The organism is Rhodococcus sp. 4CII (genome assembly GCF_014256275.1).
In the GTDB taxonomy this organism is placed as follows: Bacteria; Actinomycetota; Actinomycetes; order Mycobacteriales; family Mycobacteriaceae; genus Rhodococcus_F; species Rhodococcus_F wratislaviensis_A.
This window is the reverse complement of record NZ_JACCFE010000001.1, coordinates 54,917-78,484: the sequence shown is the minus strand read 5'-3', so window position 1 is coordinate 78,484 and position 23,568 is coordinate 54,917. Positions and strand designations below refer to the sequence as shown.

General features: G+C 67.7%; 29 protein-coding genes and 3 pseudogenes. 15 read left to right on the top strand and 17 right to left on the bottom strand.

Annotated features, from left to right (window positions below):
* Nucleotides 1-139 precede the first annotated feature (139 nt).
* The 4 genes from H0B43_RS00420 to H0B43_RS00405 all read left to right on the top strand — a co-directional run bounded on the left by H0B43_RS00420 (nt 140) and on the right by H0B43_RS00405 (nt 3,509).
* Complete coding sequence (locus tag H0B43_RS00420) at nt 140-586, top strand: DUF6153 family protein (protein ID WP_185730674.1); 447 nt, start codon at nt 140-142, stop codon at nt 584-586.
* 95 nt (nt 587-681) lie between these two features.
* A complete protein-coding gene (locus H0B43_RS00415) occupies nt 682-1,350 on the top strand; it encodes a DUF305 domain-containing protein (RefSeq protein WP_185730673.1) in 669 nt (222 codons plus the stop codon).
* A gap of 123 nt (nt 1,351-1,473) precedes the next feature.
* On the top strand, nt 1,474-2,709 hold the full coding sequence (locus H0B43_RS00410) for an Ig-like domain-containing protein (RefSeq protein WP_185730672.1): 1,236 nt from the start codon (nt 1,474-1,476) through the stop codon (nt 2,707-2,709).
* A 146-nt stretch (nt 2,710-2,855) separates the two neighbouring features.
* On the top strand, nt 2,856-3,509 hold the full coding sequence (locus H0B43_RS00405; RefSeq protein ID WP_312034183.1) for a VTT domain-containing protein: 654 nt from the start codon (nt 2,856-2,858) through the stop codon (nt 3,507-3,509).
* 71 nt (nt 3,510-3,580) lie between these two features.
* Here H0B43_RS00405 and H0B43_RS00400 read toward each other — a convergent pair.
* A pseudogene (locus H0B43_RS00400) lies at nt 3,581-3,751 on the bottom strand (DUF3703 domain-containing protein); the annotation flags it as partial.
* A gap of 82 nt (nt 3,752-3,833) precedes the next feature.
* Here H0B43_RS00400 and H0B43_RS00395 point away from each other — a divergent pair.
* Nucleotides 3,834-4,163 (top strand): helix-turn-helix transcriptional regulator, encoded by a 330-nt coding sequence (locus H0B43_RS00395; RefSeq protein WP_185730671.1) that lies wholly within the window; start codon nt 3,834-3,836, stop codon nt 4,161-4,163.
* Nucleotides 4,164-4,193: 30 nt separating this feature from the next.
* On the top strand, nt 4,194-4,544 hold the full coding sequence (locus H0B43_RS00390) for a DUF3703 domain-containing protein (protein ID WP_185730670.1): 351 nt from the start codon (nt 4,194-4,196) through the stop codon (nt 4,542-4,544).
* Between the two features lie 17 nt (nt 4,545-4,561).
* On the opposite strand, the gene H0B43_RS00385 is transcribed toward H0B43_RS00390, so the two are convergent.
* The gene (locus H0B43_RS00385) at nt 4,562-5,212 is read right to left on the bottom strand and encodes a vitamin K epoxide reductase family protein (protein WP_185730669.1); all 651 of its coding nucleotides are present in this window, start codon (nt 5,210-5,212) and stop codon (nt 4,562-4,564) included.
* Nucleotides 5,187-5,828, bottom strand: a complete 642-nt coding sequence (locus H0B43_RS00380; RefSeq protein WP_185730751.1) for a thioredoxin domain-containing protein — start codon at nt 5,826-5,828, stop codon at nt 5,187-5,189. Before H0B43_RS00380 ends, H0B43_RS00385 begins: the two co-directional genes overlap by 26 nt.
* Before the next feature lie 134 nt (nt 5,829-5,962).
* Here H0B43_RS00380 and H0B43_RS00375 point away from each other — a divergent pair, with 134 nt between their 5' ends.
* From H0B43_RS00375 to H0B43_RS00355, 5 genes and pseudogenes are all read left to right on the top strand, one after another.
* Nucleotides 5,963-6,376 carry a metalloregulator ArsR/SmtB family transcription factor gene (locus tag H0B43_RS00375; protein WP_185730668.1) on the top strand — a complete coding sequence of 138 codons (414 nt, stop codon included), beginning with the start codon at nt 5,963-5,965 and terminating at the stop codon, nt 6,374-6,376.
* A pseudogene (locus H0B43_RS00370) lies at nt 6,369-8,682 on the top strand (heavy metal translocating P-type ATPase). Before H0B43_RS00375 ends, H0B43_RS00370 begins: the two are co-directional and overlap by 8 nt.
* Before the next feature lie 286 nt (nt 8,683-8,968).
* A complete protein-coding gene (locus H0B43_RS00365; protein ID WP_185730666.1) occupies nt 8,969-10,039 on the top strand; it encodes a multicopper oxidase domain-containing protein in 1,071 nt (356 codons plus the stop codon).
* Nucleotides 10,036-11,322: a ZIP family metal transporter gene (locus H0B43_RS00360; protein ID WP_213014991.1), complete on the top strand. Its 1,287-nt coding sequence runs from the start codon at nt 10,036-10,038 to the stop codon at nt 11,320-11,322. The genes H0B43_RS00365 and H0B43_RS00360 overlap by 4 nt, the downstream gene beginning before the upstream one ends.
* Nucleotides 11,319-11,732 (top strand): Rieske (2Fe-2S) protein, encoded by a 414-nt coding sequence (locus H0B43_RS00355; RefSeq protein ID WP_185730665.1) that lies wholly within the window; start codon nt 11,319-11,321, stop codon nt 11,730-11,732. Before H0B43_RS00360 ends, H0B43_RS00355 begins: the two co-directional genes overlap by 4 nt.
* 191 nt (nt 11,733-11,923) lie before the next feature.
* Here H0B43_RS00355 and H0B43_RS00350 read toward each other — a convergent pair.
* Both H0B43_RS00350 and H0B43_RS00345 read right to left on the bottom strand, forming a co-directional pair.
* Nucleotides 11,924-12,315, bottom strand: a pseudogene (locus H0B43_RS00350) (arsenical pump-driving ATPase); the annotation flags it as partial.
* Between the two features lie 150 nt (nt 12,316-12,465).
* On the bottom strand, nt 12,466-12,630 hold the full coding sequence (locus H0B43_RS00345; RefSeq protein ID WP_185730664.1) for a hypothetical protein: 165 nt from the start codon (nt 12,628-12,630) through the stop codon (nt 12,466-12,468).
* A gap of 128 nt (nt 12,631-12,758) precedes the next feature.
* On the opposite strand from H0B43_RS00345, the gene H0B43_RS00340 reads away from it, so the two are divergent.
* The 4 genes from H0B43_RS00340 to H0B43_RS00325 all read left to right on the top strand — a co-directional run bounded on the left by H0B43_RS00340 (nt 12,759) and on the right by H0B43_RS00325 (nt 16,476).
* Nucleotides 12,759-13,262, top strand: coding sequence for an N-formylglutamate amidohydrolase (locus H0B43_RS00340; RefSeq protein ID WP_185730663.1), 504 nt, complete (start codon nt 12,759-12,761; stop codon nt 13,260-13,262).
* A gap of 518 nt (nt 13,263-13,780) precedes the next feature.
* Entirely contained in the window at nt 13,781-14,617 is an 837-nt protein-coding gene (locus H0B43_RS41150) for a hypothetical protein (RefSeq protein ID WP_252190422.1), read from the top strand.
* Nucleotides 14,618-14,787: 170 nt separating this feature from the next.
* Nucleotides 14,788-15,735, top strand: a complete 948-nt coding sequence (locus H0B43_RS00330; protein WP_185730662.1) for a phosphatidylserine/phosphatidylglycerophosphate/cardiolipin synthase family protein — start codon at nt 14,788-14,790, stop codon at nt 15,733-15,735.
* 204 nt (nt 15,736-15,939) lie between these two features.
* The gene (locus H0B43_RS00325) at nt 15,940-16,476 is read left to right on the top strand and encodes a hypothetical protein (RefSeq protein ID WP_213014989.1); all 537 of its coding nucleotides are present in this window, start codon (nt 15,940-15,942) and stop codon (nt 16,474-16,476) included.
* An 87-nt stretch (nt 16,477-16,563) separates the two neighbouring features.
* Here H0B43_RS00325 and H0B43_RS00320 read toward each other — a convergent pair whose 3' ends face one another.
* The 12 genes from H0B43_RS00320 to H0B43_RS00260 form a co-directional block, all read right to left on the bottom strand.
* Entirely contained in the window at nt 16,564-16,893 is a 330-nt protein-coding gene (locus H0B43_RS00320; RefSeq protein WP_185730660.1) for a hypothetical protein, read from the bottom strand.
* A gap of 16 nt (nt 16,894-16,909) precedes the next feature.
* The gene (locus tag H0B43_RS00315) at nt 16,910-17,257 is read right to left on the bottom strand and encodes an Lsr2 family protein (protein ID WP_185730659.1); all 348 of its coding nucleotides are present in this window, start codon (nt 17,255-17,257) and stop codon (nt 16,910-16,912) included.
* A 146-nt stretch (nt 17,258-17,403) separates the two neighbouring features.
* Nucleotides 17,404-17,733, bottom strand: coding sequence for a hypothetical protein (locus H0B43_RS00310; RefSeq protein WP_185730658.1), 330 nt, complete (start codon nt 17,731-17,733; stop codon nt 17,404-17,406).
* A gap of 295 nt (nt 17,734-18,028) precedes the next feature.
* A complete protein-coding gene (locus H0B43_RS00305; RefSeq protein ID WP_185730657.1) occupies nt 18,029-18,256 on the bottom strand; it encodes a hypothetical protein in 228 nt (75 codons plus the stop codon).
* Nucleotides 18,257-18,335: 79 nt separating this feature from the next.
* Entirely contained in the window at nt 18,336-19,040 is a 705-nt protein-coding gene (locus H0B43_RS00300; protein WP_185730656.1) for an SOS response-associated peptidase, read from the bottom strand.
* Between the two features lie 613 nt (nt 19,041-19,653).
* Complete coding sequence (locus tag H0B43_RS00295) at nt 19,654-20,646, bottom strand: DNA ligase (RefSeq protein WP_185730655.1); 993 nt, start codon at nt 20,644-20,646, stop codon at nt 19,654-19,656.
* 33 nt (nt 20,647-20,679) lie between these two features.
* Nucleotides 20,680-21,027, bottom strand: coding sequence for a hypothetical protein (locus H0B43_RS00290; protein ID WP_252190421.1), 348 nt, complete (start codon nt 21,025-21,027; stop codon nt 20,680-20,682).
* A gap of 321 nt (nt 21,028-21,348) precedes the next feature.
* Entirely contained in the window at nt 21,349-21,726 is a 378-nt protein-coding gene (locus H0B43_RS00285; protein WP_252190420.1) for a hypothetical protein, read from the bottom strand.
* A gap of 101 nt (nt 21,727-21,827) precedes the next feature.
* The gene (locus H0B43_RS00280; RefSeq protein ID WP_073365841.1) at nt 21,828-22,097 is read right to left on the bottom strand and encodes a hypothetical protein; all 270 of its coding nucleotides are present in this window, start codon (nt 22,095-22,097) and stop codon (nt 21,828-21,830) included.
* Between the two features lie 40 nt (nt 22,098-22,137).
* The gene (locus H0B43_RS41145; protein WP_252190419.1) at nt 22,138-22,398 is read right to left on the bottom strand and encodes a hypothetical protein; all 261 of its coding nucleotides are present in this window, start codon (nt 22,396-22,398) and stop codon (nt 22,138-22,140) included.
* 657 nt (nt 22,399-23,055) lie between these two features.
* Nucleotides 23,056-23,250 (bottom strand): hypothetical protein, encoded by a 195-nt coding sequence (locus H0B43_RS00265; RefSeq protein WP_185730654.1) that lies wholly within the window; start codon nt 23,248-23,250, stop codon nt 23,056-23,058.
* A gap of 39 nt (nt 23,251-23,289) precedes the next feature.
* Nucleotides 23,290-23,514: a hypothetical protein gene (locus H0B43_RS00260; RefSeq protein WP_185730653.1), complete on the bottom strand. Its 225-nt coding sequence runs from the start codon at nt 23,512-23,514 to the stop codon at nt 23,290-23,292.
* Nucleotides 23,515-23,568: the final 54 nt, after the last annotated feature.

Genomic DNA, 23,568 nt, shown 5'->3' with positions numbered 1-23,568 from the left:
GGCTACGGGCCAGCGGGCGGCGATCGCATCGTCTCCGGATTCCCCGGGGCGGACATCCGACCGGTGGAGCCGCACCCCGCGACACCGACACCCGGTCCCGCCCTTCACCGCGGCGACCCCGACCCCAGTCAGTACCATCATGACTGTGAAAGCGCTGGGTACACCGACGATGCAGCACCTGCTGCGGGCGGCCGCTGTCGTGGCGGTGCTGTTCGGTGTCCTCCTCATGCATTCCTCCCCACTCCTCGACCATTCGGGCGGGCACGCCACCGAATCGGCGCACGATTCCGGTGGGCACGGCCACTCCCACGACGCGGCCGCGGCGCCGATGACCCTCGGTGATCTTCCCGCCGCGCTGGCCGGGACGGGCTGTGAGGGCAAGGACTGCAGCGACCACTCCGGCCTGCATCTGTGCATGGCCGTCGTGACGATCGCCGCAGCGTTGGTCCTCGCCCGGTGGTACGCCACCGCCACCACCAGCGAAGCCGCCGTACACAGTTCGCGGCCGCCGCTCCGCCACCGCGCCGGCCGGGCGCCGCCGTGGACCACTCCGACCCTCGCACAATTGTCGGTATTGCGGGTGTGACAGGTGACCCCACGTCAAGTGGGTCACCTACGCAGACGTGTGTTTTTCACGCCTGCTTCACCTTTCACACACCGACCTTTCGAGGAGCCCCATCCATGTGGTCTTTGCGTTCCCCCCGCGCCCGCTTCGTCCTGTCCGCCGCGGCCGTGTCCGGAGTCCTGGTTCTCGCCGGCTGCAGCGACAACAGCAGCGGCGGCGGACACGATATGAGCCAGATGTCGAACAACACCTCGGGCACAACCACCGCGGCGGTGGAGGCAAACGCCTTCAACAACGCCGACGTGATGTTCCTGCAGATGATGTACCCCCACCACGCCCAGGCCGTCGAGATGGCGAACATGGTCGAGGGCCGCTCCACCAATCCGCAGGTACTCGACCTCGCCAAAAATATTGCCGCAGCCCAGGGACCGGAAATGGAACAGATGACGGCGCTGCTCGCACAGCGGGGCATGGCTGTTCCCTCGACGGACGCCAGTGGCGGCATGAGTGGAATGAACCACGGCGGCACCAGCGCCCCGGCCAACGGCACCATGAGCGGGATGATGACCCCGGAGCAGATGACCGAGCTGGCCGGCAAGAGCGGCGCCGACTTCGACACCGCCTGGCTGAACATGATGATCGAACACCACACCGGTGCTATCGAGATGGCGCAGACCGAGCTGGCGGACGGAGAAAACGCCGACGCCAAGCAACTGGCCACCGACATCGTCGGCGCCCAGCAAGCGGAGATCACCACCATGACGGCACTGCTGCCACAGAACTAGTCCGGCGCGGGTGGGACCGCGCCCCTCGCGGTCCCACCCTTCCCCGCCGCCCACGCCCGGCGTGCACCCCCTTCTTCTTCTCGACCCCGCTTCGCTACCGCCTCGTCGGTATGGAGGAATCCCATGAACACTCGCCTACCACGGCGGCCACCGCTCCTGCTCGCCTTGGCGATCCTGATCGTGGTGCTGGCCGGCTGCGCCCGGTCCGGAACTGGATCATCGACGCCGAGCGGCGGCGCTGATCCAGCGACCCCGGCAGCCCCCACGATCGCCCTCGTCCCTGCCGATGGAACCGACACGGTCAACCCCGCGGACCCGGTTTCGGTGGACACCACCGGCGGCACCCTCGAAACGGTCACGATGACCAACAACGAGGGCAGGGTCATCGATGGCATCTTCACCCCCGACCGCATCACCTGGAAACCCGGTGCCCCGCTGGGATACGGCAAGACCTACACCATCACCGCCGCCGCGGTCGGGGACGACGGAGCGCGCACCGAGCGGACCAGCACCTTCTCCACCGTGCAACCGGGCAACCTCACCAAACCGACGTTCGTCACCTCCGGCGGCAACCTGCTCACCGACGGCGGCACCTTCGGCATCGGAATCGTCGTCGTCACCCACTTCGACGAGCCGATCACCGACCGCCCCGCCGCCGAGAAGGCGTTGACCGTCGAAACCACGCCCCCGGTGCAGGGATCCTGGTACTGGGCGGACGAGCAGAACGTGCACTGGCGCCCGCAGAACTACTACACACCCGGCACGACAGTGACCGCCCGCGCGAACGTCTACGGCATCGACCTCGGTGGCGGACTATTCGGTCAGGAGGACGCTGCCACGTCGTTCACCATCGGAGACGCGCACGTCTCCATCGCCGACGACACCACCAAACAGATCACCGTCACCAACAACGGCGCCCTCGTGCGGACCATGCCCACTTCGATGGGGATGGGAGGAAGCGAAACCATCAACGGGCAAACCCTCACGTTCTGGACCCAGCGCGGCATCTATACCGTGCTGGACAAGGCCAACCCCGTGATCATGGATTCCTCCACCTACGGACTCCCGGTCAATTCCCGCCTCGGATACAAGGAAACAATCAACTACGCCACCCGCATCAGCAACGACGGCATCTACCTCCACGAACTCGCCGACACCATCTGGGCACAGGGAAACACCAACGTCTCCCACGGGTGCCTGAACCTCAGCCCCGATAACGCCCGCTGGTTCTACGACTTCTCCGTCCCCGGCGACATCGTCGAGGTCCGGGGCACCGGCGGTGCACCGCTCGAGCAGTGGCAGAACGGCGACTGGAGCGTGCCCTGGGATCAGTGGCTGGCCGGAAGCGCGTTGCCGTGACCCTTCCGACGTGGCACCAACGGACCTACACCGGCTACGCGGCCGCGGTGGCCGGCTCGGACGGTGAGCGCTCACGGCCTCAGGGTGCCGACCCGAGCGCCCCCGTCGACGAGACACCCCCCACCAGACCCCCACGTCCCCTGCGGGTGCCGCTGATTCTGCGCGACCGCCGAGTCCTCGCCACGATGGCGGTGCTGGCCTCACTGGCCGTAGCCGCCGCCCTCGTCCCCCGCCCGCCGATCTCGCAGGTGCAGGACTGGGCGGAGTCGATGGGGCCGGTGTTCGTGCTGGTGTTTTTCCTCGCCCAGGCGGTGTTGACGATCGCCCCGGTGCCGCGAACGGTATTCACCCTCAGCGCCGGACTGTTGTTCGGTCCCGCCGCAGGGGTCGTCGTCGCGATCGCCGCCACGACGGTCAGCGCCGTGCTGGCGTTGCTGTTGGTGCGGGCGCTCGGACGCGCGGCAGTGCAGGCCCGGCTGACGCACCCCGCTGTTGCGGCCATCGATGCCCGCCTCGCCCGGCGGGGATGGCTGGCGGTCGGGTCCTTGCGCCTGATCGCACCGGCACCGTTTGCGCTGGTGAATTATTGCTCCGGGCTTTCGTCGGTACGGCTGGTGCCGTACACCGTGGCCACCGTTGCCGGCATCCTGCCGGGCACCATCGCGATGGTGCTGCTAGGGAACGCGTTGACCGGACAGATGCACCCGGCGCTGATCGTGGTCACCACGATCAGCGTGGCAACAGGAGCGGCGGGGCTGCTGCTCGAAACCCGCCTGGCGTCGGCGCCAACCTCGCCCTGATCGCGGGCAGGTGCGAGGGCCTGACGATGACGAGCGGCGCGGACAGCCCGTCGCCCGCAATGGGTGGCACCCCCGGTCGGCGAGCCCGGCGCGGCCCCGACAATCCGGAGTACCTGCGCAACCACTTCACGCCGATCATGTTGGTGCAGAGCCAGTTTCAGACCTGCCACAGGGTTGCAGGTGTGCAGCCACGGGTCGGGCTGGGACACGATGTGCGCGCGTCCGAGATGACCCCCGGTCATCGGCGCCGGCGACACCCTCGGTCAGGCCCGGCTCCCTCAATACATACTGCACTGAATACAGAAGTTTCTGTAATATTGAGTGGTGGACACCCTGATGCACAGCGATGCGCTCTCCCGATTCGGCTACGCGTTGTCGGACGCGACCCGCACCCGGATCCTGCTGAGCCTGCGGGAGGGGCCGGGGTATCCGTCCGAGTTGGCGGAGTCGATCGGGGTGTCGCGGCAGATTCTGTCCAACCACCTGTCCTGCCTGCGCGGCTGCGGCCTCGTCATCGCCGTCCCCGAAGGCCGCCGCGCCCGGTACGAGCTGGCCGATCCACGAATTGGCCGGGCCTTGGGCGACTTGATCGGCCTGGTCCTCGCGGTCGACCCGAATTGCTGCGCCGCCGCCGACACCGACAAGTGCTGCTGATCACCGTTTGCGCGACAGAAGGAGACCGACATGCACACGCTCACCCCCGCCCTGCGAGACCTCTACGATCGCGAAATGACCGCTGCGCGAAAGGCTCCCGAAGCGGAGCTGCGCTGGTCACATCTCGAACGGGCACACATCGTGTCGCAGCCGTATCCGTGGCTGCACACCCGCAACCATGTCGCGATGTTCGTGCTGGCGCTACGCCAGCACGACCGCAGTGAGGCGCTCGGACAGGTGGTCCGGATCATCGTCGCCGCACCGGGTTCGGCGTTGGGCCGCTACCCGGAGGGCAACACCGGCCGGGCGGCGGCCGGGTTGATGACGCCGATGCCGATTCCCGCCGACCTGGCCGACCAGCTCTCCCGCGCCGACGCCTGAAAAGGTTCCCCGGGTGGTCAGAGCAGGCTGGACCAGAACGAGAAGAACCGGTGCAGTACCAGCGCGGCGACGCCGAGCACCCACACGGTGACCGGGAGCAGGTGGTTTCCGCCCGCGGACACCACCGCCGCCCGCACCGGCGGGGTGAAGGTGCCGTGGTGCAGGTTGCGCAGGGTGACGTACCAGAAGATCGGGATGGTCACGGCCCACACCGCCATGCAGTAGGGGCACAGCGCGCCGATGACGTAGAGGCTCTGGACGATCAGCCAGTGCACGAACACCGCCGCCGCGGTGACCCCGGCCTGCAGGCCGAGCCAGTACCAGCGGGCGAACCGGGCGCCGGCGAGCAGTCCGGCCCCGGTGACCGCGACGACGGCGAAGCCGGCGATGCCGAGCAATGAGTTGGGGAATCCGAACACCGATGCCTGTTCGGTGGCCATCACCGAACCACAGTTCAGCACTGGGTTGAGGCTGCAGGACGGGATGTAGGTGGCGTCGGCGGCGAGCGCGAACTTTTCGACGGTGAGTACGAACGCCGCTGCCAGGCCGACGATTCCGCCGATCAGCAGCAGCCACGGCAGCGACCGCGCGAACGGGACGCCGTCACCGGGCTCGACGTGGGGGGCCGGCACAGCGGGGGAGTCAGCGGAGGGCGGCGTCGAGAGCATCGGTCAGATCCTGGTAGCTGGTCGGTTCGATCTTCTGCCCGTCGAGGAAGAACGTCGGGGTGCCCTGCACTCCGAGGGCTTCGCCGTCGGCAATGTCGGCGTTGATCCGGTCGAGGGTGGCGGGAGCGGTGTAGGCGGCATCGAAGGCGGCCAGGTCCAGGCCGAGATCCGCGGCGAAACCCCGAAATACCTCGTCCTTCGGGACGCGTTTCTCGCCCCACTCGGCCTGAGACTCGTACATCCGCTGATACATCTGCTCGAACCGGCCCTGTTGCGCGGCGGCCTCGACCGCCCGCGCGGCCCGTTCGGCGTTGAAGTGGCCGGGCAGCGGGAAGTAGCGGACCACGAAGCCGACCCGGTCGCCGTACTCGGCGCGCAACTGCTCGATCGCCGGATACACCGACCGGCACGCCTCGCACTCGAAGTCGAGGAACTCCACGAACGTCACCCGCTCGCCGGTGGGCGCGGTGAGCCGGTGGCTGTTCGGGCGCACCACCGGCGCCGAGGTGTCGGCTCCGGCCGGGGCGGGTTCGGAGCGGTTGACCAGCAGCAGCACCCCGAGCCCGACCACGAACGCGACCACCAGCGCCACCGACAGCCGCACCCCGCCGCTCACCGGGACACCGCCGTGCGACACGAGCCGGAAACGGGCAAACACGGCACAAAGGGCATGGCGACACACTAACGAACGTTGGAATGACCTGGTCGCAGGGGTACCAAAGCTGTATCAATGATCGTTAGTATGTTGATATGACCGAGGAACCCGTCGACACCTGCGACCTGTTGTGTCTCGACCTTCCGCATGCTGAGCAGATTCGCGCCGAGCTTCCGGCGGCGCGGCGGATCGAATCCGCCGCGGCCGCTGGCCGCGCGCTGGGCGATCCGACGCGGTTGACGATCGCGGCGGCGCTGGCGTCCGGCAATGAACTCTGCGTATGCGACATGGCGTGGGTGGTCGGGCAGGCGCAGAACCTCGTCTCGCATCATTTGCGGCAACTCAAGATCGCCGACCTGGTGTCCTCGCGGCGGCAGGGGAGGCTGGTGATGTACTCGCTCACCCCGCGCGGCCGGGCGCTGGTCGGCGCCGTGCTCGGCGACCAGACCACCGCGCTCCCGGTCGATGCTGCGGGCAGTTCCGAACACGTGAAGATCGAACATGTCTGACGCCTGCTGCGGACCAGCACCGACCTCGAACACCGACGGCGCCGGCGCGGAGCCCGATCATGGGCCCGAACGCTGGTGGCAGGTACGGGAGCTGCAATTGGCGGCCGTCGCGGCGGTGCTGCTCGGCGCCGGCTGGCTGATCGGGCGGGCCGGTGCCGACACGGTCGGCACCGCGGTGGAGTTACTCGCCGCCGCCGTCGCCGGGGCGACGTTCGTCCCCGGGGCGCTGCGGAACCTGCTGCGGCACCGCCGGATCGGGGTCGGCACGCTGATGACGATCGCCGCGATCGGGGCCGTCACGCTCGGGCAGATCCCCGAGGCCGCGATGCTGGGGATCCTGTTCTCCATCGCCGAGGGGCTCGAACACTACGCGGTCACCCGCACCCGCCGCGGGCTCCGCGCCCTGCTGTCCCTGGTCCCCCCGACCGCGACAATCCTGCGCGACGGAACCGAATTCACGGTGGCCCCGGACGAGCTGGCGCCCGGGGACCGGATGTTGCTGCGCCCCGGCGAGCGGGCCGCCACCGACGGCATCATCCGCTCCGGCCGCACCAGCCTCGATCTGTCGGCGATCACCGGCGAATCCGTCCCGGTCGAGGCCGGACCCGGCGACGAGCTGCACGCCGGGGCAATCAACGGCGGCGGCGCCATCGAGGTGCAGGTCACCGCCCGCGCCGCCGACAGCTCCCTGGCCCGCATCGTGCACATCGTCGAAGAGGCCCAGGACCGCAAGGGCGCCGGGCAGCGGCTCGCCGACACCATCGCCCGCCCCCTGGTGCCGGCGATCATGATCCTCGCCGCCCTCGTCGCAGGACTCGGCTCCCTACTCGGCGATCCGATGCTGTGGATCGAACGGGCCCTGGTCGTGCTGGTCGCCGCCTCCCCGTGCGCCCTGGCGATCGCGGTCCCGCTGACCGTGGTCGCCGCGATCGGCGCCTCGAGCCGGCACGGCGCCCTGATCAAGGGCGGCGCCGCCCTCGAGGAACTGGGCCGGATCCGGGTGGTCGCCCTCGACAAGACCGGCACCCTGACCCGCAACACCCCGCAGGTCATCGCCACCGTCACCACCGACGGCGTGAACGAGTCGGACGCCCTGGCCGCCGCGGCGGCGCTCGAGGCCCGCAGCGAACACCCCCTCGCCCAGGCGATCCTGACCACCGCCGGCCCGGACATCACCCCTGCCGACGACGTCACCGCGGTCGCCGGCCACGGCCTGCACGGCACCCTCGCAGGCGCCGCGCTGCGACTCGGCAAACCCGGCTGGATCAATCCCGGGCCGCTCGCCGACCAGGTCGCCCGCCTGCAGGGCGAGGGCGCCACCGTGGTGCTCGTCGAACAGGATGCGACCGTGATCGCGGCGATCGCCGTCCGCGACGAACTACGCCCCGAGGCACCGGACGCGATCCACCGGCTGCGCGGACTCGGCATCGATGTGGCGATGCTGACCGGGGACAACGAGCGCACCGCCCACAGCCTCGCCGCCGAGGCCGGCATCACCACCGTGCACGCCGAACTGCTCCCCGAGGACAAGGCCACGCTGCTGCCGACCCTCGCGCGCGGCCGCCGGATCGCGATGGTCGGCGACGGCATCAACGACGCCCCCGCCCTGGCCACCGCGAACATCGGCATCGCGATGGGTGCCATGGGAACCGACGTGGCCATCGAAACCGCCGACGTCGCCCTGATGGGCGAAGACCTGCGCCACCTCCCGCAGGTGCTGGCGCACGCGCGGCGGAACCGCCGACGTCGCCCTGATGGGCGAAGACCTGCGCCACCTCCCGCAGGTGCTGGCGCACGCGCGGCGGGCCCGGACCATCATGCTGCAGAACATCGGGCTGTCCCTGGCCATCATCGGGATCTTGATCCCGCTGGCCGCCACCGGCGTGCTCGGCCTGGCCACCGTGGTGTTCATCCATGAGCTCGCCGAGGTCCTGGTGATCGGCAACGCCATCCGCGCCGCCCGCGCCACCACCCTGCCCGGGCTGACCGCCGCACCCACCACCACCGGCGCCGTGCACGTGAGCGTCGCAGCGTCCGACCACGTCCTCGGTGACGCCTGTTGCTCCCCCGCCTCGGCCCCGGCCCCGCGCATCGCGCCTGCGGGACGCGCACCGACGCTGTTGCCGCTGACCCTGCCGAACTCGGCTGCCCTCGGCGGCCAGAGTGCCGAGGATGGCTGCGATTGCTGCCCCTCCCCCGTCGACGGAACCGATCAACCGTCGAGCGCTACGGGTAGGCGCACGGATCGGAAAACCGACCTCGAGGCCCCCAGCGGGCTGCGCTCGCACACCCCGCGACAGCAGTAACCGACCGAGGCACCGGCTCCGGCCACGGCCCGGCCGATCCGGTGGTGAATCATCCCCGTCGGACGGGGTCGGGTGTACCCGGCAGCGATCGATGACCCCTCCCACAGTCTCAGCTCAGCCGCCGGGGGCCGGGCAGTCGGGGCCGGCAAGTCGGGGAGCCGACGACGCACTCGGCACAACAGGTATTTGGGACTTTGAAGTTCTTAGTTCGGCATGCCAAACTTTACGATGTGATGAGGCTCATCGATGTGCGAGATGTGGTTGCCGACCGGCCGGGGACGTGCCGATGAGCGCGCCGTCGCGCCGTCAGTTGCTGTTCGGCGGGGCGCTGGCGGGGACCGCGGGGCTGGTACTGGGGGCGGGAAAATTGACGCAATCCCCGAGCGAGCACCCTCCCGGAGCACATGCCGGCGCCGGACCGGCCCATTCGTCCCACAGCGCCGGAACCGCCGGTCACGGTGGTGGAAGCAGTGGGCCGACCTTCCGGCTCGGCCAGCAGGTCGACCACGCGGCGAACGGATTCCACCCCACCGCCATGCTGCGTGATTTCGACTACGGCAGCACCTCCGTGCTGCCAGACGGGCGCACGCTGCGCGAGTGGGAGGTCTTCGCCGGTGACGAGGAGATCGAAGTCGCCCCGGGGGTGTTTTTCCCGGCGTGGACGTTCAATTCGCGGGTACCGGGTCCGGCCCTGCGCTGCACCGAGGGCGACCGGCTGCGGGTGCGGTTCACCAACGGGTCCGCGCATCCGCACACGATGCACTTCCACGGCATCCACCCGGCCGAGATGGACGGGATCCCCGGGGTGGGCCGGGGCATCATCGAACCCGGCGAATCGTTCACCTACGAATTCGATGCCACCCCGTTCGGGCTGCACCTCTACCACTGCCACGTCAGCCCGCTCGCCGAGCACATCGCCCGCGGCATGTACGGCACCTTCGTCATCGACCCCGCGCAGGGGCGGCCTCCGGCCGACGAGATGGTGATGGTGATGCACGGCTACAACACCACCTTCGACGGGGAAGGCAACCAGCTCTACGCGGTCAACGGCATCCCGTTCCACTACATGCACGAGCCCGTGCAGGTCAAACGTGGTGAATTGGTGCGGATCTACCTGGTCAACGTGCTCGAGTACGACCCGATCAACAGCTTCCACGTGCACGGCAACTTCTTCGACTACTACCCGACCGGGACCCGGCTCGAGCCGGCCGAATTCACCGACACCATCGTCCAGGCCCAGGGCCAACGCGGAATCTGCGAGATGCGGTTCCCTCATCCGGGCAAATACATGTTCCACGCCCACAAGACCGAGTTCGCCGACCTGGGCTGGATGGGATTCTTCGAGGTGACCGAATGACGCCCACCCCAGGTCCGGCGACGCCGGACAATTCGGACCGTGCCGCGGTGACGCCGCAGGACCCCGGCCGCGCGGCGGTCACCGACACCGCAGCACCCGCCGAAGGCCCCGACGCACCCCGCGCCGGGGTGTGGATCCGCGGCGTGAGTGTCGTGGCGATCATCGTCGCCGCGCTGGCGGCGTTGGCGATGCTGGCCGCGCAGAGCCTGCCCGAGCGCGCCGGCCCCCCGATCGAGGACATCGCGATCGAACGCACCGTCCTCGAGCCGGGGCAGATCAGCCTGACTCTGCGCAACGTCGGCCCCGATCCGGTCACGGTCGCGCAGGTGTTCGTCAACGACGCATTCGTCGACGTCGCCGGCGCCGAGGAGCCGCTCGGGCGGCTGGCGTCCGAGACGATCACGCTCGACTACCCGTGGATCACCGGTCAGCCGTATCTGATCTCGATGCTGACCAACACCGGTCTGGTCATCGAGCACGAGATCCCCGCCGCGGTGGACACCCCCGCACCCGGCGCCGAGTTCTTCGTCACGATGGCGTTGCTCGGCACCTATGTGGGGATCATCCCGGTGCTGCTGGGCATGTTGTTGCTCCCGGTGCTGCGCCGGGTGAGCGCCGACGTGGTCCGGTTCGTCCTCGCCGTCACCGTCGGGCTGCTCGCGTTCCTCGCCTTCGACGGTGCCAGCGAGGGACTCGAGCTGGCATCCCAGTCCGGCGGCGCGTTCGGCGGCACCGCCCTGGTCGTCCTCGGCGCCGCGGCGGCCTTCCTCACCCTGATGGGAATCGACCGATTCCTGCGGGCCCGCCGGGCACACGCCGACGCCGCCGGAGCATCCGGTCTGCGGTTGGCCGTCATGATCGCCGCCGGTATCGGGCTGCACAACCTCGGCGAGGGGCTGGCGATCGGATCGGCGTACGCGGTCGGAGAACTCGCCCTCGGAGCCTTCCTGGTGCTCGGCTTCACCCTGCACAACACCACCGAGGGCCTGGCCATCGTCGCCCCGCTCACCCGCCGGCACACCCCGGTGACGACGCTGCTGGGACTGGGTCTACTCGCCGGGGCACCGGCCATCCTCGGCGCCGTCCTCGGCGCCGGGGTCGGCAACACCGAGGTCTCCGCGCTGCTGCTCGGTGTCGGGGTCGGCGCCATCATCCAGGTGATCATCCAGATCGCCCCGTCCCTGCGAAGCGATGACCGCACCGCTGCGGGACCGTGGGTGCTCGCCGGCATCGGCACCGGAATGCTCCTGATGTTCGTCACCGCCCTGGCGGTGCCCGCATGAGCACCCTCCCATCACCGACAGGCATGCCCCGCCGAACCTTCCTCGCCGCCGCCTGTGCCACCGGCTGCCTCGCCGCCGCCGGATGCAGCGCCGGGGCCGCCACCTCCGACCGACAGAGCACCGATACCGCCCGAATCGCCGTCTCCGATGTCCCGGTCGGCGGCGGGATCGTCCTCCCTGCACAACAACTGGTCATCACCCAGCCGCAGGTGGGTGTCTTCCGGGCCTTCTCGGCGGTGTGCACCCACCAGGGCTGCAACGTGTCCGAGATCCGCGACGGCACCATCAACTGCCCCTGCCACGGCAGCCGCTACTCCATCACCGACGGCTCCGTCGTCCGCCGACCCGCCCAGGAGCCCCTCCCCACCTACACCGTCACCCGCACCGGCGACCTTCTCACCATCGGTTGACGCACCGGGATCCGCAGGCGGGGACAATCCGAAATCGCGACAAAGCGGTGTGCCGGCTCGGTCAACGGTGGTAGCTGCGGCACCGCAGCGAGCAAGCGGTCGGTCACCGAAATCGTGTCTTCCCCTGACGTGTTCGGTGTTGCCGAGCGTAGAGAACTGCGCGAGATTTCCCGCGCCGAGCATTGAGCCGGTCAGATGACGGGGGCCATGTCGTCGGGCGCGACCAGAGAGGTCAGCGCCGTTGTCCCGACCGGCTCGGCCGGCAGCATCGGTACCACCGCGACCCGCGGGTCGCGGCGACCGCGTCGATCTCGGGACGCTCGACCGCGGCCCGCCGCTGCAGAAGCGCGGAGGTCGGTTGGGCGGCCGCGAGGGAGTTGTTGACCACCCACGCCCACGGCTGAATCCCGGCGCACTGCAAGCCCGTTTGCAGGCCTTCGGCTTCGAGGCGGGGCGTGGTTTCGGCGAGGGCGACGAGCAGGACCTTGGTCTCGTGCGGGTTCTGCAGCCGCATCAGCGGGGTGGTGATGCTGTCGCCCATCTGCCGAGCGATCTCCCGGTGGTCGACGCCTCGTTCTGTCAGTGGCCACCCCGACCGCCGCACCGATTTCCGTTCACCACACCGCTCGCGGTAGCCGTGACGATTAGCCGCGCCCGCCCGTTCGCCGGGCGGCGCGCTCAGCCACTGGAAGGGGACGTGTCATCTCCGCTGTAAACCGCCATGTTTTCCGGGTCAGGATTTGACCGGAACCAACCGCTCAAGGCGGGCGTGGAAGGGGAACCGGCCGGGAACGTCGTCGCGCACCGACTCGATCACCGCGTCCTCGCCGTCGATGCTCACGATGACGAACTCCGAGGTGGCGTCGGCATGTACCTTGACGCGGTCGCCCACATTCACCGTCCCAGGCCTTCCGTTAGGGGACCTGCCATCTCTGCAGGTCAAAACCCAATTCTGCCGGATCGGTCGCCGGTCGGACTAATCGCCCTCACCCCGCCGGCCGGGTATCTGGCCCGTACCCTTGCCCCATGTCCGCTGATCCAGGCAACATCCGCGCCGACGGCCACCAGGCGCTGCCGAACCTGGCCGTACAGGATGCATCGGCGGATCCCCACATCATCACAGCGGCGGCGCGCACCGGAACGGACATCGAGCTGCGGATCTACACCTCGATCGCACCGTTCGACGTTGCGGCCGAGGAGTGGTTCCCCGCGGCGACCGGGTTCGCCGTCACAGTCATCGTGCACACCGTCGACGCGCAGACGGGCGTGCCGCGGTATCTGCCGCCCGCGGAGCCTGCCGAGTGGGCGCGGGCGATCTTCTCGACCGTCGACTCCGCGCACGGGTACTTCCTCGGCGCCGTCGACCCCGGCACCGGCAGCCATCGACGCGGGCAGCTCGCATACCGCCTCTACCTCGATACCGACCGCCGCCGGGCGATTCCCGTTCCTCGGCAGGTGGTCACCTGCCCGCATTACCTGCTATCGGCCATCGACGGCAGAGCTGAGATCACCATTCCCACGACGGCCTGACCCGGCGCCGGTTGCCGGACCACGGTCTGCGGGCGCTGCTTCCTCCGGTGTCCGATCGGCACGCCCTCCGAAGGGTGCGACCTTGAAGTCACGTCGCTGTTGCCTGCTCATTCGGTTCCTCCATCCGTCTCGATCCGATCCCCTGCCAGAGACAGCTGGTCGCCGCTGCCCCACACATCGAGGACGACGCCCCTGGGGCGGAATCGAGACGGTTGATCCACCCGGGGAGGGCTGCGGCACGTGGATACACTTGTGCCACAAGCTCATTGCCACTTCTGAGGCCGACCACGACAGACCTCAGGAATCTCCCGGGTGGGAGCGCGGCGACCACACTACCAGCGCACGGAACCACGGGTCGGGGGACGTGTCATTTCTGCTGGTCAAAGAGCAATCCAGGGGCGGATACGACACCACCAGCACTGGTCGAGCCGGTGCTAGTTCTCACCCGGCCGGCAAGCTCGGTCGCGGCCGGGCGGCATCACAATCGCGGCCCTACCGCTCCGGTTAAGCTTCGCGGCATGGCGCTTGGACTCACCAGGCGCACGCGCGCCCACCCCGTCGATCTCGAAAACCTCGCCTACGCTGCGTACGAGTTCCGGGAAACGCTGATTCCGCTGCAGGGCATCACCCCCGACCGCTGCGATGCCGCAGCCACCGAGTTGCGGAACAGAGCACTCGTAGCTGAGCAACGATTCTTCGCAGCTGTCGCTGGGCTCCCCCGCCGCGAGCGCACACTCGCCGGCCACTGGGAGAACGCCGCGGTCATGCGCTACCGGTACGGGCTGGAGGTCTTTGCGCGCGCCGAAGCCCTCGGCGCCGACCTGCTCGCCCAACTCGCCACCCACCGGCGGCCGTCTTTGCCCGCGCTCACCGAACTGTGTGACGTCTGTACCCATGCCCGCACCCTTGATCACCACCAACGGCCCGAGATGTTCGGGGCAATAGCCCGCAGGGCCACCCGACGGCTTCGCACCGCCCCCGCCGACTCGGCCGGCGCCGACCACGATCGGGCCACCAAGCGGTCCTGCATGGTCGATCAAGCTGAACTTCGGTGGCGGATCCGCCGAGATCTGACAAGTCTCCTCGTCGAGAACGCCATAGCGGGCAACGGAATCAGCCGGGAAGCCGAACGCCATCTCGTTCCGTGGCTGAAACTGGCGTGCGAGACCCTCGACAGCCCGATGAGCATCGACGGTCTCGAGGATGTCGCCGCGCAATGGCGCGAGCGCCGCCGGCCCTACATGCTCGCCGCCGCCGATCGGGCCGACGTGATCATCGTCGACCCGATCCCTCGCCAGCGCGCGACCCTGTGGTGGAAGCTCGTCCACGGGGACGAACCGCCGCCGCCGCTGTAAGGCAACACGCGGCATCGTCGCCCAGAAGAGATGGAGACGTGTCATATCCGCAGTTCATCACCACTTTTTGCAGACAATGGCGGTGCAATTGGCCTCGTGGGCTGCACCATACGATCCGGGCCCGAGCCAATAGGGGTACAGCGCATCACGCCCGCGCTACCGTTCTACCTATGGGGACGACATTTCACGGGCCGAGTCCCTGGCCGCACATCACCCGCGCCATTCGAGTGAGGGGGCCGCGTCACGCCGCAATCGCCTACCTCGGCGAGGACGCACCCACGCTGCTGCCGCTGCGGGCCGGCGATCTCCTCGTCGTGAACGCTTCCCGGGCGGCGGTGCGCGCGCATGTGACCTCGCCGATTGCGCTTGCGTACTACGTCGAGGCCGGTGTCCGGGTCCTGTCGTCGCCGAACCTGCACGCCAACGTGATCGCCACCAGTCGGCGGGCGGTCATCGGCTCCGCGAATGCCTCCCACAGCTCGACCATCGCCGATGAGGCCGTAGTCATCACCGACGACCCGGAGGTCGTCGCCGCCGCCCGCACGTTCATCGACGGTATCGAGGAGATCACCGAGATCGATCAGGTGTTTCTCGACAACGCCACCACCGAATGGCAGATCGGTCGGTCGGTGCCGATCCCCGGGGTCGGTGGCCGGATGCGCGCCAACCGCGACTTCCTGCCCTCGCGGGTTACCCGAATGTTCCTGCGGCACATCGTCGAGTACGAACCCAGCGAAACCGAGCAACAAACATGGGCCACCCAGGCGGGCCGATCCTCAGCCTCCACCGGCGGGCCGGCAGCGACATATCAACTCGAATGGTTCCGCCTCGACGACCGACGTGCCCGCCTCGAGCGTGGCGATGTCCTCATCTTCACCGACGACAACGAATGGATCTACCCGCCCGCGGTCGTGGACTCAGACGCCATCGCGATCCCTCACACCCATAGAGCCTTCGGCCATCTCCTGCTCGTCCGAGCGGACCTGCAGCCGGTCTCGGTTGCGGACGCCGAACAACAGCTCGCCGACCTCGGACACCCCAATCCCCGGCTGACCACAGATCACCGGATCATCTCTGCCAGCCTGCGTGCCGCGCTACTCCGACTCTGGAACCTCTGACCTTGGATCCGCTGACCCAGCGGCGGATCGGACCATTGAGGACCGGATTTCCAGCTGGCGCGACTACTGTCCGGCTGAGCGACACGCCCGAGCGCGTGCGGGGGTCCTTGGAGAAACCGTCACCTAGCGGATTCACTGTCTTCGCGCCAAACACCGCGCAACTGTCCGACTGAGAAGCTCGTAACAAGAGTGAACAGGAGTGAAATGCCCGAGCAGTCATGGATCACTGCCCAAGACCTGTACGACCAGGGATATACGGTCGATGGAGCACGTCAGCTCTTCGGGGAGCCAAAGACAAGCCCCGACGGAACCCTCGGTTGGGAAGATGACTGGATCGACCGCGCAGAAGGAAGGGCCCTCATCCCTGTACTGCCCTTCCTCATCGAACGTCTGCGCGGACATTCCGAGGTGGGAGAGGCTGCTGGCGAGCTGGTCAGGCTCTACGAGGAGCTCAATCGTCGAGTAGGAAATGATGGTGCACCCGATCCGCTCCATCACCATGAAATCTCCGAAGATGAGCTGGTAGAGCTGGGACATGACCGCGACGCCCTCAATGCGATCTACGGGTCGCCGCACCGTTGGACACACGAGCCTGTGGTCGAGGGCAATTCGGTTCCGTTCATGTCGCAGGAGCGAAGCCGGTTCGGGGATGGCGCGCGATTGGTCGGAAGGCGGAACCTCCGGTGGTGGCTCAAGAGTGCAGTCGGCGAAGTGGCGAACAAGCAGAGCGGGAACGCCTGACTAGAGTGCTTCCCTGTGCCAATAGCCGGGCCCGGACTGCGGTCGATGGGGACATGTCGTCTCCCCAGGTGAATGAGCCAATCCGGCTTACCAGTCCGATGCGCTGGACGTGATCTCGCGGGCGCGGTGGGACCAGTCCGGGTCGCTGACCAGAGCGGTGATGGCAGTGGCCATCTGCTCGGTGTTGCCGTCGATGCCGAGCCGGCGAAGCGTGCGGGCGCTACGCGCGGGGTGGGCCGGCCACCGACCACCGGTGGTTTCGACCAGGGCAGCGACGACGGTAGCTGCCTCGGTGTCGCTGAGTTCCACCGGCTCGCCGGTCATGCCACGTAACCCCCGGCTGCCGGTGGTCAGCCAATGCTCGCTCGCCGCTCGGTGCACCGAGGCCCGGTACCAAGGATTACGCCGCGATCGCATCAACGCTCCTTCGCGTTCAGTGGGCGTCCTGGAACGCCTGCTCCACCTCGGCGGGAATGCGCCCGCGCGAGGAGATTTCATAGCCCTGTTCGGCCGCCCAGGCGCGGATCTCCTTGACGTTCCCCCGCCGCCGCACCGGGGCCTCTGCGACGACGGGGCGATCTGAGCGTCGTTTGCGGCCACCGACCCGGGTGGCGTGTTCGATGAAGAATCCGATCTGCTTGTGAAACTTGCTGGCGTGCTTGTCTTTCAGATCAATTTCGTAGTCCACCCCGTTGACGGAAAAGATGATGTTCTCCCCGTCCTCGCCGAAGATGGTTCCGTCGATGTCGTCGACCAGTTCGACAACTACCTTGCGCGCCACAGTTCCCCGATCTCTCACGTCTTCTGCCGATACAGCAGGCAGAACCCTACTGGCGGCGGCGGCCGATCGGGGGCACCGACCCCGGGGACGTGTCATTTCCGCAGTTCACCTGCCGGTTGTACGGCGCAGGAGCAGCCGGGCTGGTCCTATCGGGTGTGCACCCGGGTGTCCCTCAGGGGGACGAGCGCGAAGTAGATGGGCGGCGGACACAGTGCGATGGAGGGCAAGAAGGTGGGCACCTCCGGCCCCCACACGGTGATGGTGTTGATGGGATAAGTCAGATTGGTAAACGGGACGCACACCAGTTCCAATTTGTGGGTATTCACCGATCCGGGTGCACAGGTCGACATGGCACCGACCGCGAAGAACTGCATGTCGCACCCACTCGGAGCTGGGGCGGCGTGTGCGTGCGCCGCGGTCAGGGACAGGGCGGCTGCCGCGGACGCGACGACAGCGAGGCGCAGAAACCGAGACATGGGTCCTCCGGTGGTGCGGGGCCCGACCCACCGCCCATTCTCGCAGGTCAGGTGCCGCTGCCGCGGTCCATCCGACGAATCCGCTCACGGCGGGCATGCTTGGCGAGCAGGTGTTTCCGGCCCATGTTCGTCTCGCTCATCACCGGCCATTGTTCCGGTACGTCCGGGGGCCTCGATTCGCACCCCACGGTCCGCCGTCACAATCGGTCACTGCGCCCTGGCGAGCCTGTTGCTGCGAAATGCGTTGCGCCCCAGCACCTGGGGGTGGGTACTGGGGCGCGGGCGTGCGATCGATTCAGGACAGGTTGAGCGGTGCGTACGGGGCCGGGGACGGCGGGGTGTACTGGCTGATCGGGACGCCGCCGATGGTGCCGAACTGGTCGAGGTCCATGCGGAACACGATTCCCTGCTCGGGATCCCACTCGTAAGTGCCGAAGCCGTTCTCGGTGTGCTGCGGCACCACGGTGTCTGTGGGCTCGGCCTGATTGTCGATGCTGCTCTGCGCGTTTCCGCCATGCCCCACACGTTTACAACGTCGAATTGTTAGGTTGCAAGTCGCCGGGGCGCCCGTCGGATCGGGGAAACGCGATCCGGCTGCGGAGTCAGGCCACGGGCGTCAGTAAGTCCGGCCCGTTGTTGCGCGGGGAATTCACCGCGGTACTGACCTCGTAGGTCTGCAGGACCGGATCGGGCACCGACGCGAGTAGCGCCTGGACATCGTCCTTGTCGGTAAGAGTCGGGTCGAGCCAGTGCTCCTGGAACGTGACCGGCAACACCACCGGGCAGCGGTCGTGGATGCGTCCGAGCGCATCGGTGGCCGGCCGGGTCAAGATGGTCGCCGTCCACAACCAGGCATTCGGGTCGTCCTCGGGCAGCGCACGGTCCCGCCACAGCTCGTACAGGCCGGCCATCGCGAGCACCCCGTCGCCGTGCAAATAATGTGGGATCTTCTTGTCGTCGCGTTTCTCCCACTCGAAGTACCCATCGGCGGGCAATAAGCATCGCCGTTTCGAGGCCGCGGCTCGAAACGAGGGGCGTTCGGTCACCGACTCCGAGCGTGCGTTGATCAGGCGGCCGAGCTTGGCTTCTTTCGACCATGAGGGCACCAATCCCCAGGTCAGCGTCCTGAGCTGTGTGGCCGGTGCCGCGTCCGGCTCGTCCCGGGGTGCCCGTTCGAGGACCGCCCGGATCTGCTGGGTCGGGGCGATGTTGTAGGACGGGCGCAGCTCGTGACCGACGACCTCGTCGACGTGGAAGATCGAGCGCAGTTCCTTGTCCGTGGTGGTACTGGCATAGCGGCCGCACACGTTCACCCTCCCTGGTCACATCTTCTGCCCCGATCTAACACGCCATGACCGACGCGAGCGCGGCGACGGACGCATTAGCCTCGAGGGTGGGTCGGGGCCAACCTGCCGAAGGAACGTGCCATGGTCTGCGATCCGGGATGCTTCTCCCCCTTCCATATGCCCTGGCTGTGGCCGTTCTGGGGTGTCCTGTTTCCCTATGCGAATCCCGCCAACCCCGGGATGTGGCCGCCGTTCTGACCCCTGCGGACCGCACTGGCCGGAATATCACCCGGCACCCGGTCGTTGAAGAGGCTGACGGTGGCGGGACATACCCCGGGTACCACACCAGAAAAGTCGCTGCGAGCGACCACTTGCCGAGAGGCGATATGACCGGCACCGTCTTCCTGACCAGGTAAGACCTACATTGCGTTAGCGTTCCTGGGAAGGAAACGAAGCCGCTGTCACCGGGGAAGGCGACAGCGGCTTCCCTTCGCTCGCACCACGCGCTATCCGAAGCCCATCCATTCCCGAAAGCCCGGAATGGGGACGTACCACACCGAGTCCCCGAGCAACCACCACACGAACTCCTGCAGCGACATCATTACTCCTCCTCCTCCTCAGCTGACGGCGTCTTCTACGATTCGGGCACGAAGACCCCTTCCGGGTCGAGATCGGGTCGTTGCCCCTTGAAGGAAGGGTGCCGGAGCCCTCCGGGCCCGTATTCGCGGATATCTATGTCGACCACCACAATCGGGTGGACCCACCGCACTACACCGTGCTGTTCCGCGGCCGCGGACTCGGCGACGATCGGGCTGGTGGGACGTTCGAGGGCGGCCAGTTGCTCACCGAGCTGCCGGCGCCCAGCCTGAGTGAAGCCCGTCCCGACGTGCCCTACATACCGGAGTGCGCCCTGGTCGTCGTAGGCGCCGAGCACGAGGGCGCCAACCATGTTGCGCTGCATCCCCCCAGCAGGAATCCACCCGAGCACCACGCAGCTCACCCGCGTACGGATCAACACCTTCCGCCACGCCCGAGTACGCTGACCGGGAAGGTACAGCGATGAAACACGTTTAAACACAGCACCTTCCATACCCGAACTGCGAACCGCTTCGAGCATGACCGCGCACTGGATGCCTTCCCAATGTGGTGGGATTTGGATGGGAAGGCCGGCGCCCTGGAGTTGGTGGCCGAGGTCGGTGAGGGCGGCGCGGCGATCGAGGTACGGGGCACCCATCAGGTCGTCCCCGCCGAGCCGGAGCACGTCGAACGGCAGGAAAGTGACCGGTACCTGCCGGCGCAGGGCGGTGGTCGGGCGCAGGGTGTTCGCCCGCTTCTGCAGGCGTGCGAACGAAGGCCGACCTTGCGTCAGGGCGACGATTTCACCGTCGAAGACGATGCGCCCGTGACCACCGAATGCCTCGGTCAGCGCCTCGGTCACCTCCGGGTAGGAGGAAGTGACAACGTTGAGGTTGCGGGTCCACAGCACCGGATGCGCGCCGCCACCGACCCCAGCTAATAGGCGGAAGCCGTCGTACTTCATTTCGGCCGCCCAGCCATCCATTTCCACCGGTGGTTCACCCGGTGTGGCTAGCATCGGCGCGATCAGCCGATTCCCAGCTCCGCTCATCGGACGCTCCCGGTCTGGAGGGACCGCGGTGGATCAGGGCAGTCGTTCGTCCAGACGGGCCATCGCGGTGTCGGCGAGGTGTGCTGTCCACGACCCCAGCTCACGTGTGCCTACTCGCATCACGGTACCGGCGATCACAGCTCCCACCAGGGCCCCGAGGAGAAAACTGGCCGGGCCGAGCGCGGCCGCGGTGTAGTCCATCAGGATGCCGGCGCAGCTCACCCCGAGGATCATCGCGACCACACCGGTCAGGAACACCGCGGTGGACGTCACCCGGCCCTGCGCACGCTGGAGCAGGCGCCGGATCTCGAACCGATCGCGGTCGGCAAGCATGAGTCCGTCGCGTTCGAGCAGATCCAGGTACCGGCGGAACATCCCCACGACCGGACTGGTGTCACCGTCATGCCCCCGCGAGTTCCGTGCGCAGGGACTCCATTTCGCGTGTCACCGTGGGCAGCATCTCGCCTGGAAACGAGGTGCCCCACGTCGGAGGACGACCGATCACTGGCGGTCTCCGGTCGTCCGCGGCGATCCCACCGTTACGGGCGACAGTTCGATCTCGGCCGCAGTCATGGCCTTCAGGATCCCTCGTGCCAGCCAGCTTTCGATGCTCATGGAGTCCCCTTCTCGACGTGACACCAAATGGGGGACGTGTCATTTCCCCAGGGCAATTGCATGAGTTGACCGATGCTCCGCTCTCCCCTACTCGGGTTCGGCGCGGGGCTGGCCGAGGTGCACGATCTGGGTATCGCCGGCGGGCGTCGCGGTGGTCGGGTCGAGCCGGACCGTTCGGCGGCAGGCGAGAGCGTCTTGGCTGAGCCCGGGTGCGAAGATCAGTTTCTTGCGTCGCGCGGTGTCGCTCTCGATGGCTGGCATGGTGGCGGCCAGTGGTAGCAGGTCCTCGCCGCGATGCAGTCGCGACGCCAGCGGCGGAGGGTTGTCCGCGGGGTTCATCCCCGTTCGTGAGAGACGTGTGAGTTCGTTGACGCGGGCGAAGAGGGCATCGGTGACCGCGGTGCGCCACGGTTCGTCGATGACACGGTTGGCAGGAACCGGGGCGTTGCGATCGTTGGGGGTCATCTCTACTCCTGGGATGGTTGCCCGGGTGGTCGGGGTCGACGAGCTATGCAGGTGCGGCCAGTTCGGCCACCCGTTGCAGTCTCATCTCCGGATCACAGCGGCTACCAGACTTCGCCGATCAGTAGGACCGTGACCAGGGCGTGGTCTTCGCGGTTCACGGTTGCCGTCGAGCTCCCGAGAAGGCTCTTGAGCAGTCCTGGGTCTTGGTGGACCTGATCGGTGAGGATGGTTGTGGTGTGCGAGGTGTTGACCGGGTGCGCATCGGCACCGAGTTCCTGGTGCATCGTCGACACCGCGGCATCGAGCGCGTTCGTCAGAGCTTCCGGGACTGTTGTGGCCGTGGCCCACCCCCAGAACGCGGCGCGTTTCATCGGTCGGTATCCATCGACTCGCCGCTGCAGAACAGAACGTTCACTGTTTTCCTCTCGTGAGACTGCGGGTGGTCAGGGCGGTAACCCGCGGCTGTCGGGGTGCAGGGGCCCGCACTGAAAAGTCATGCACCCGCACACCCGCGGGGGCAGCGTACCCAGCGCCACCGACCACCTCGAGAACGTCGTCGTGCAGTGCACCGATGCTCAGCCCCGCGGCGAGCGCCTGCGAGCCGAGGGCGTACGTACGCGACTGCGGGTCGTAGACCGCCGGTGTGAGGTACCAGCTGGTGCCGTTGGGCATCCCGAACAGGCCCTCGAAGTACTTGCTGTGACTGAGGCCGGTGTCCGGGTCGACGGTGGTGTCGTCGGTAGCGCAGCGGACCGAGACCAGCGCGAACAGGTGTGCACCGGTATCCGGTTCGGCCAGGTCCTCGAAGGGAGTGATCGCGGCTCCGGGGTCGGGTGGTGCCGGGAGGTATGCAGGTGGCCGACGACCTGAACTTCTCGGCCGTCGATCAGGGCGCGGTAGTCGCGGCGAGGGGTGCGTGTGTCGTTGCGGTCAGGCATCGGTGGCCTCCTCGAGAAGTTGATCAATCCGGACTGTCTTGCGGCCGCGGCGGTGTGCGCGGGCGAGGTTGTTGTACACGCGGGCGCCGAGTCGTACCTGGCCGAGCATCCGGAAGATTCGCCAGTCGGCCAGATAGCCGGCGTCGCGTGCGTCTTGCTTCGCCGTGGTGATCTGGTGACGAGCAGTTCGATGATGCCGACCAGGTCCTCTTTGTCCCTAGCCAGCCACATCTGACGGGTGATGTGGCGGTTCCAGGGTTCGACGCGGGGGCGGTTGTCCCAGCCGGGCGGGAAATACTCGTTCACCGTTCCGCCTCCCCCGCTTCGGTGTTCGCTTCGACGTGCATTGCGGGGTCCTTTCAACTGGGTAGGTGAGGCTTTCGGATGTGTGTCAGGCCGCTGCGGCGACCTCTCGGATCGGGTGCGAGATGAAGATATCGAGGAGGTCGATCTCGGCCTTGGAGCCGTCGGCGAGGCGGACGGTCGCGAACCGCGAACCCGCCTCGTCGCGGTGGTATCCGTGCACGCCGACGATGCGGTCGCGGGGGTGGTCCGGGGTAAGGGCTTCGGCGAGAGCGTGGGACATGAGAACTCCTTGTCAGTGGGATTACTGGGGGCCTGCGGGTCAGTCGCGCGAATTCGCGTTCAGCTCTGCCGCAATGGCGGCGTCACTCGCGGACTCCGCCAGTTCGCACAGGTCGAAGTGGTCCGCCAAATTTTCGTCTCCTTCTACCTCGTCGTCGAGGGCGACCGCGGCGATCCGTCCATCTCGGATCACGATCGATCCCCAGTCGAGCTGGCGAGCTGCGGTGACTATGCCTGCGGTGATGGCGGCGGTGCTGTCGTTCATGACGGTGACCTTCCGTGTCGGACTTACGAGAATTACATTACAGCGCGACAATGT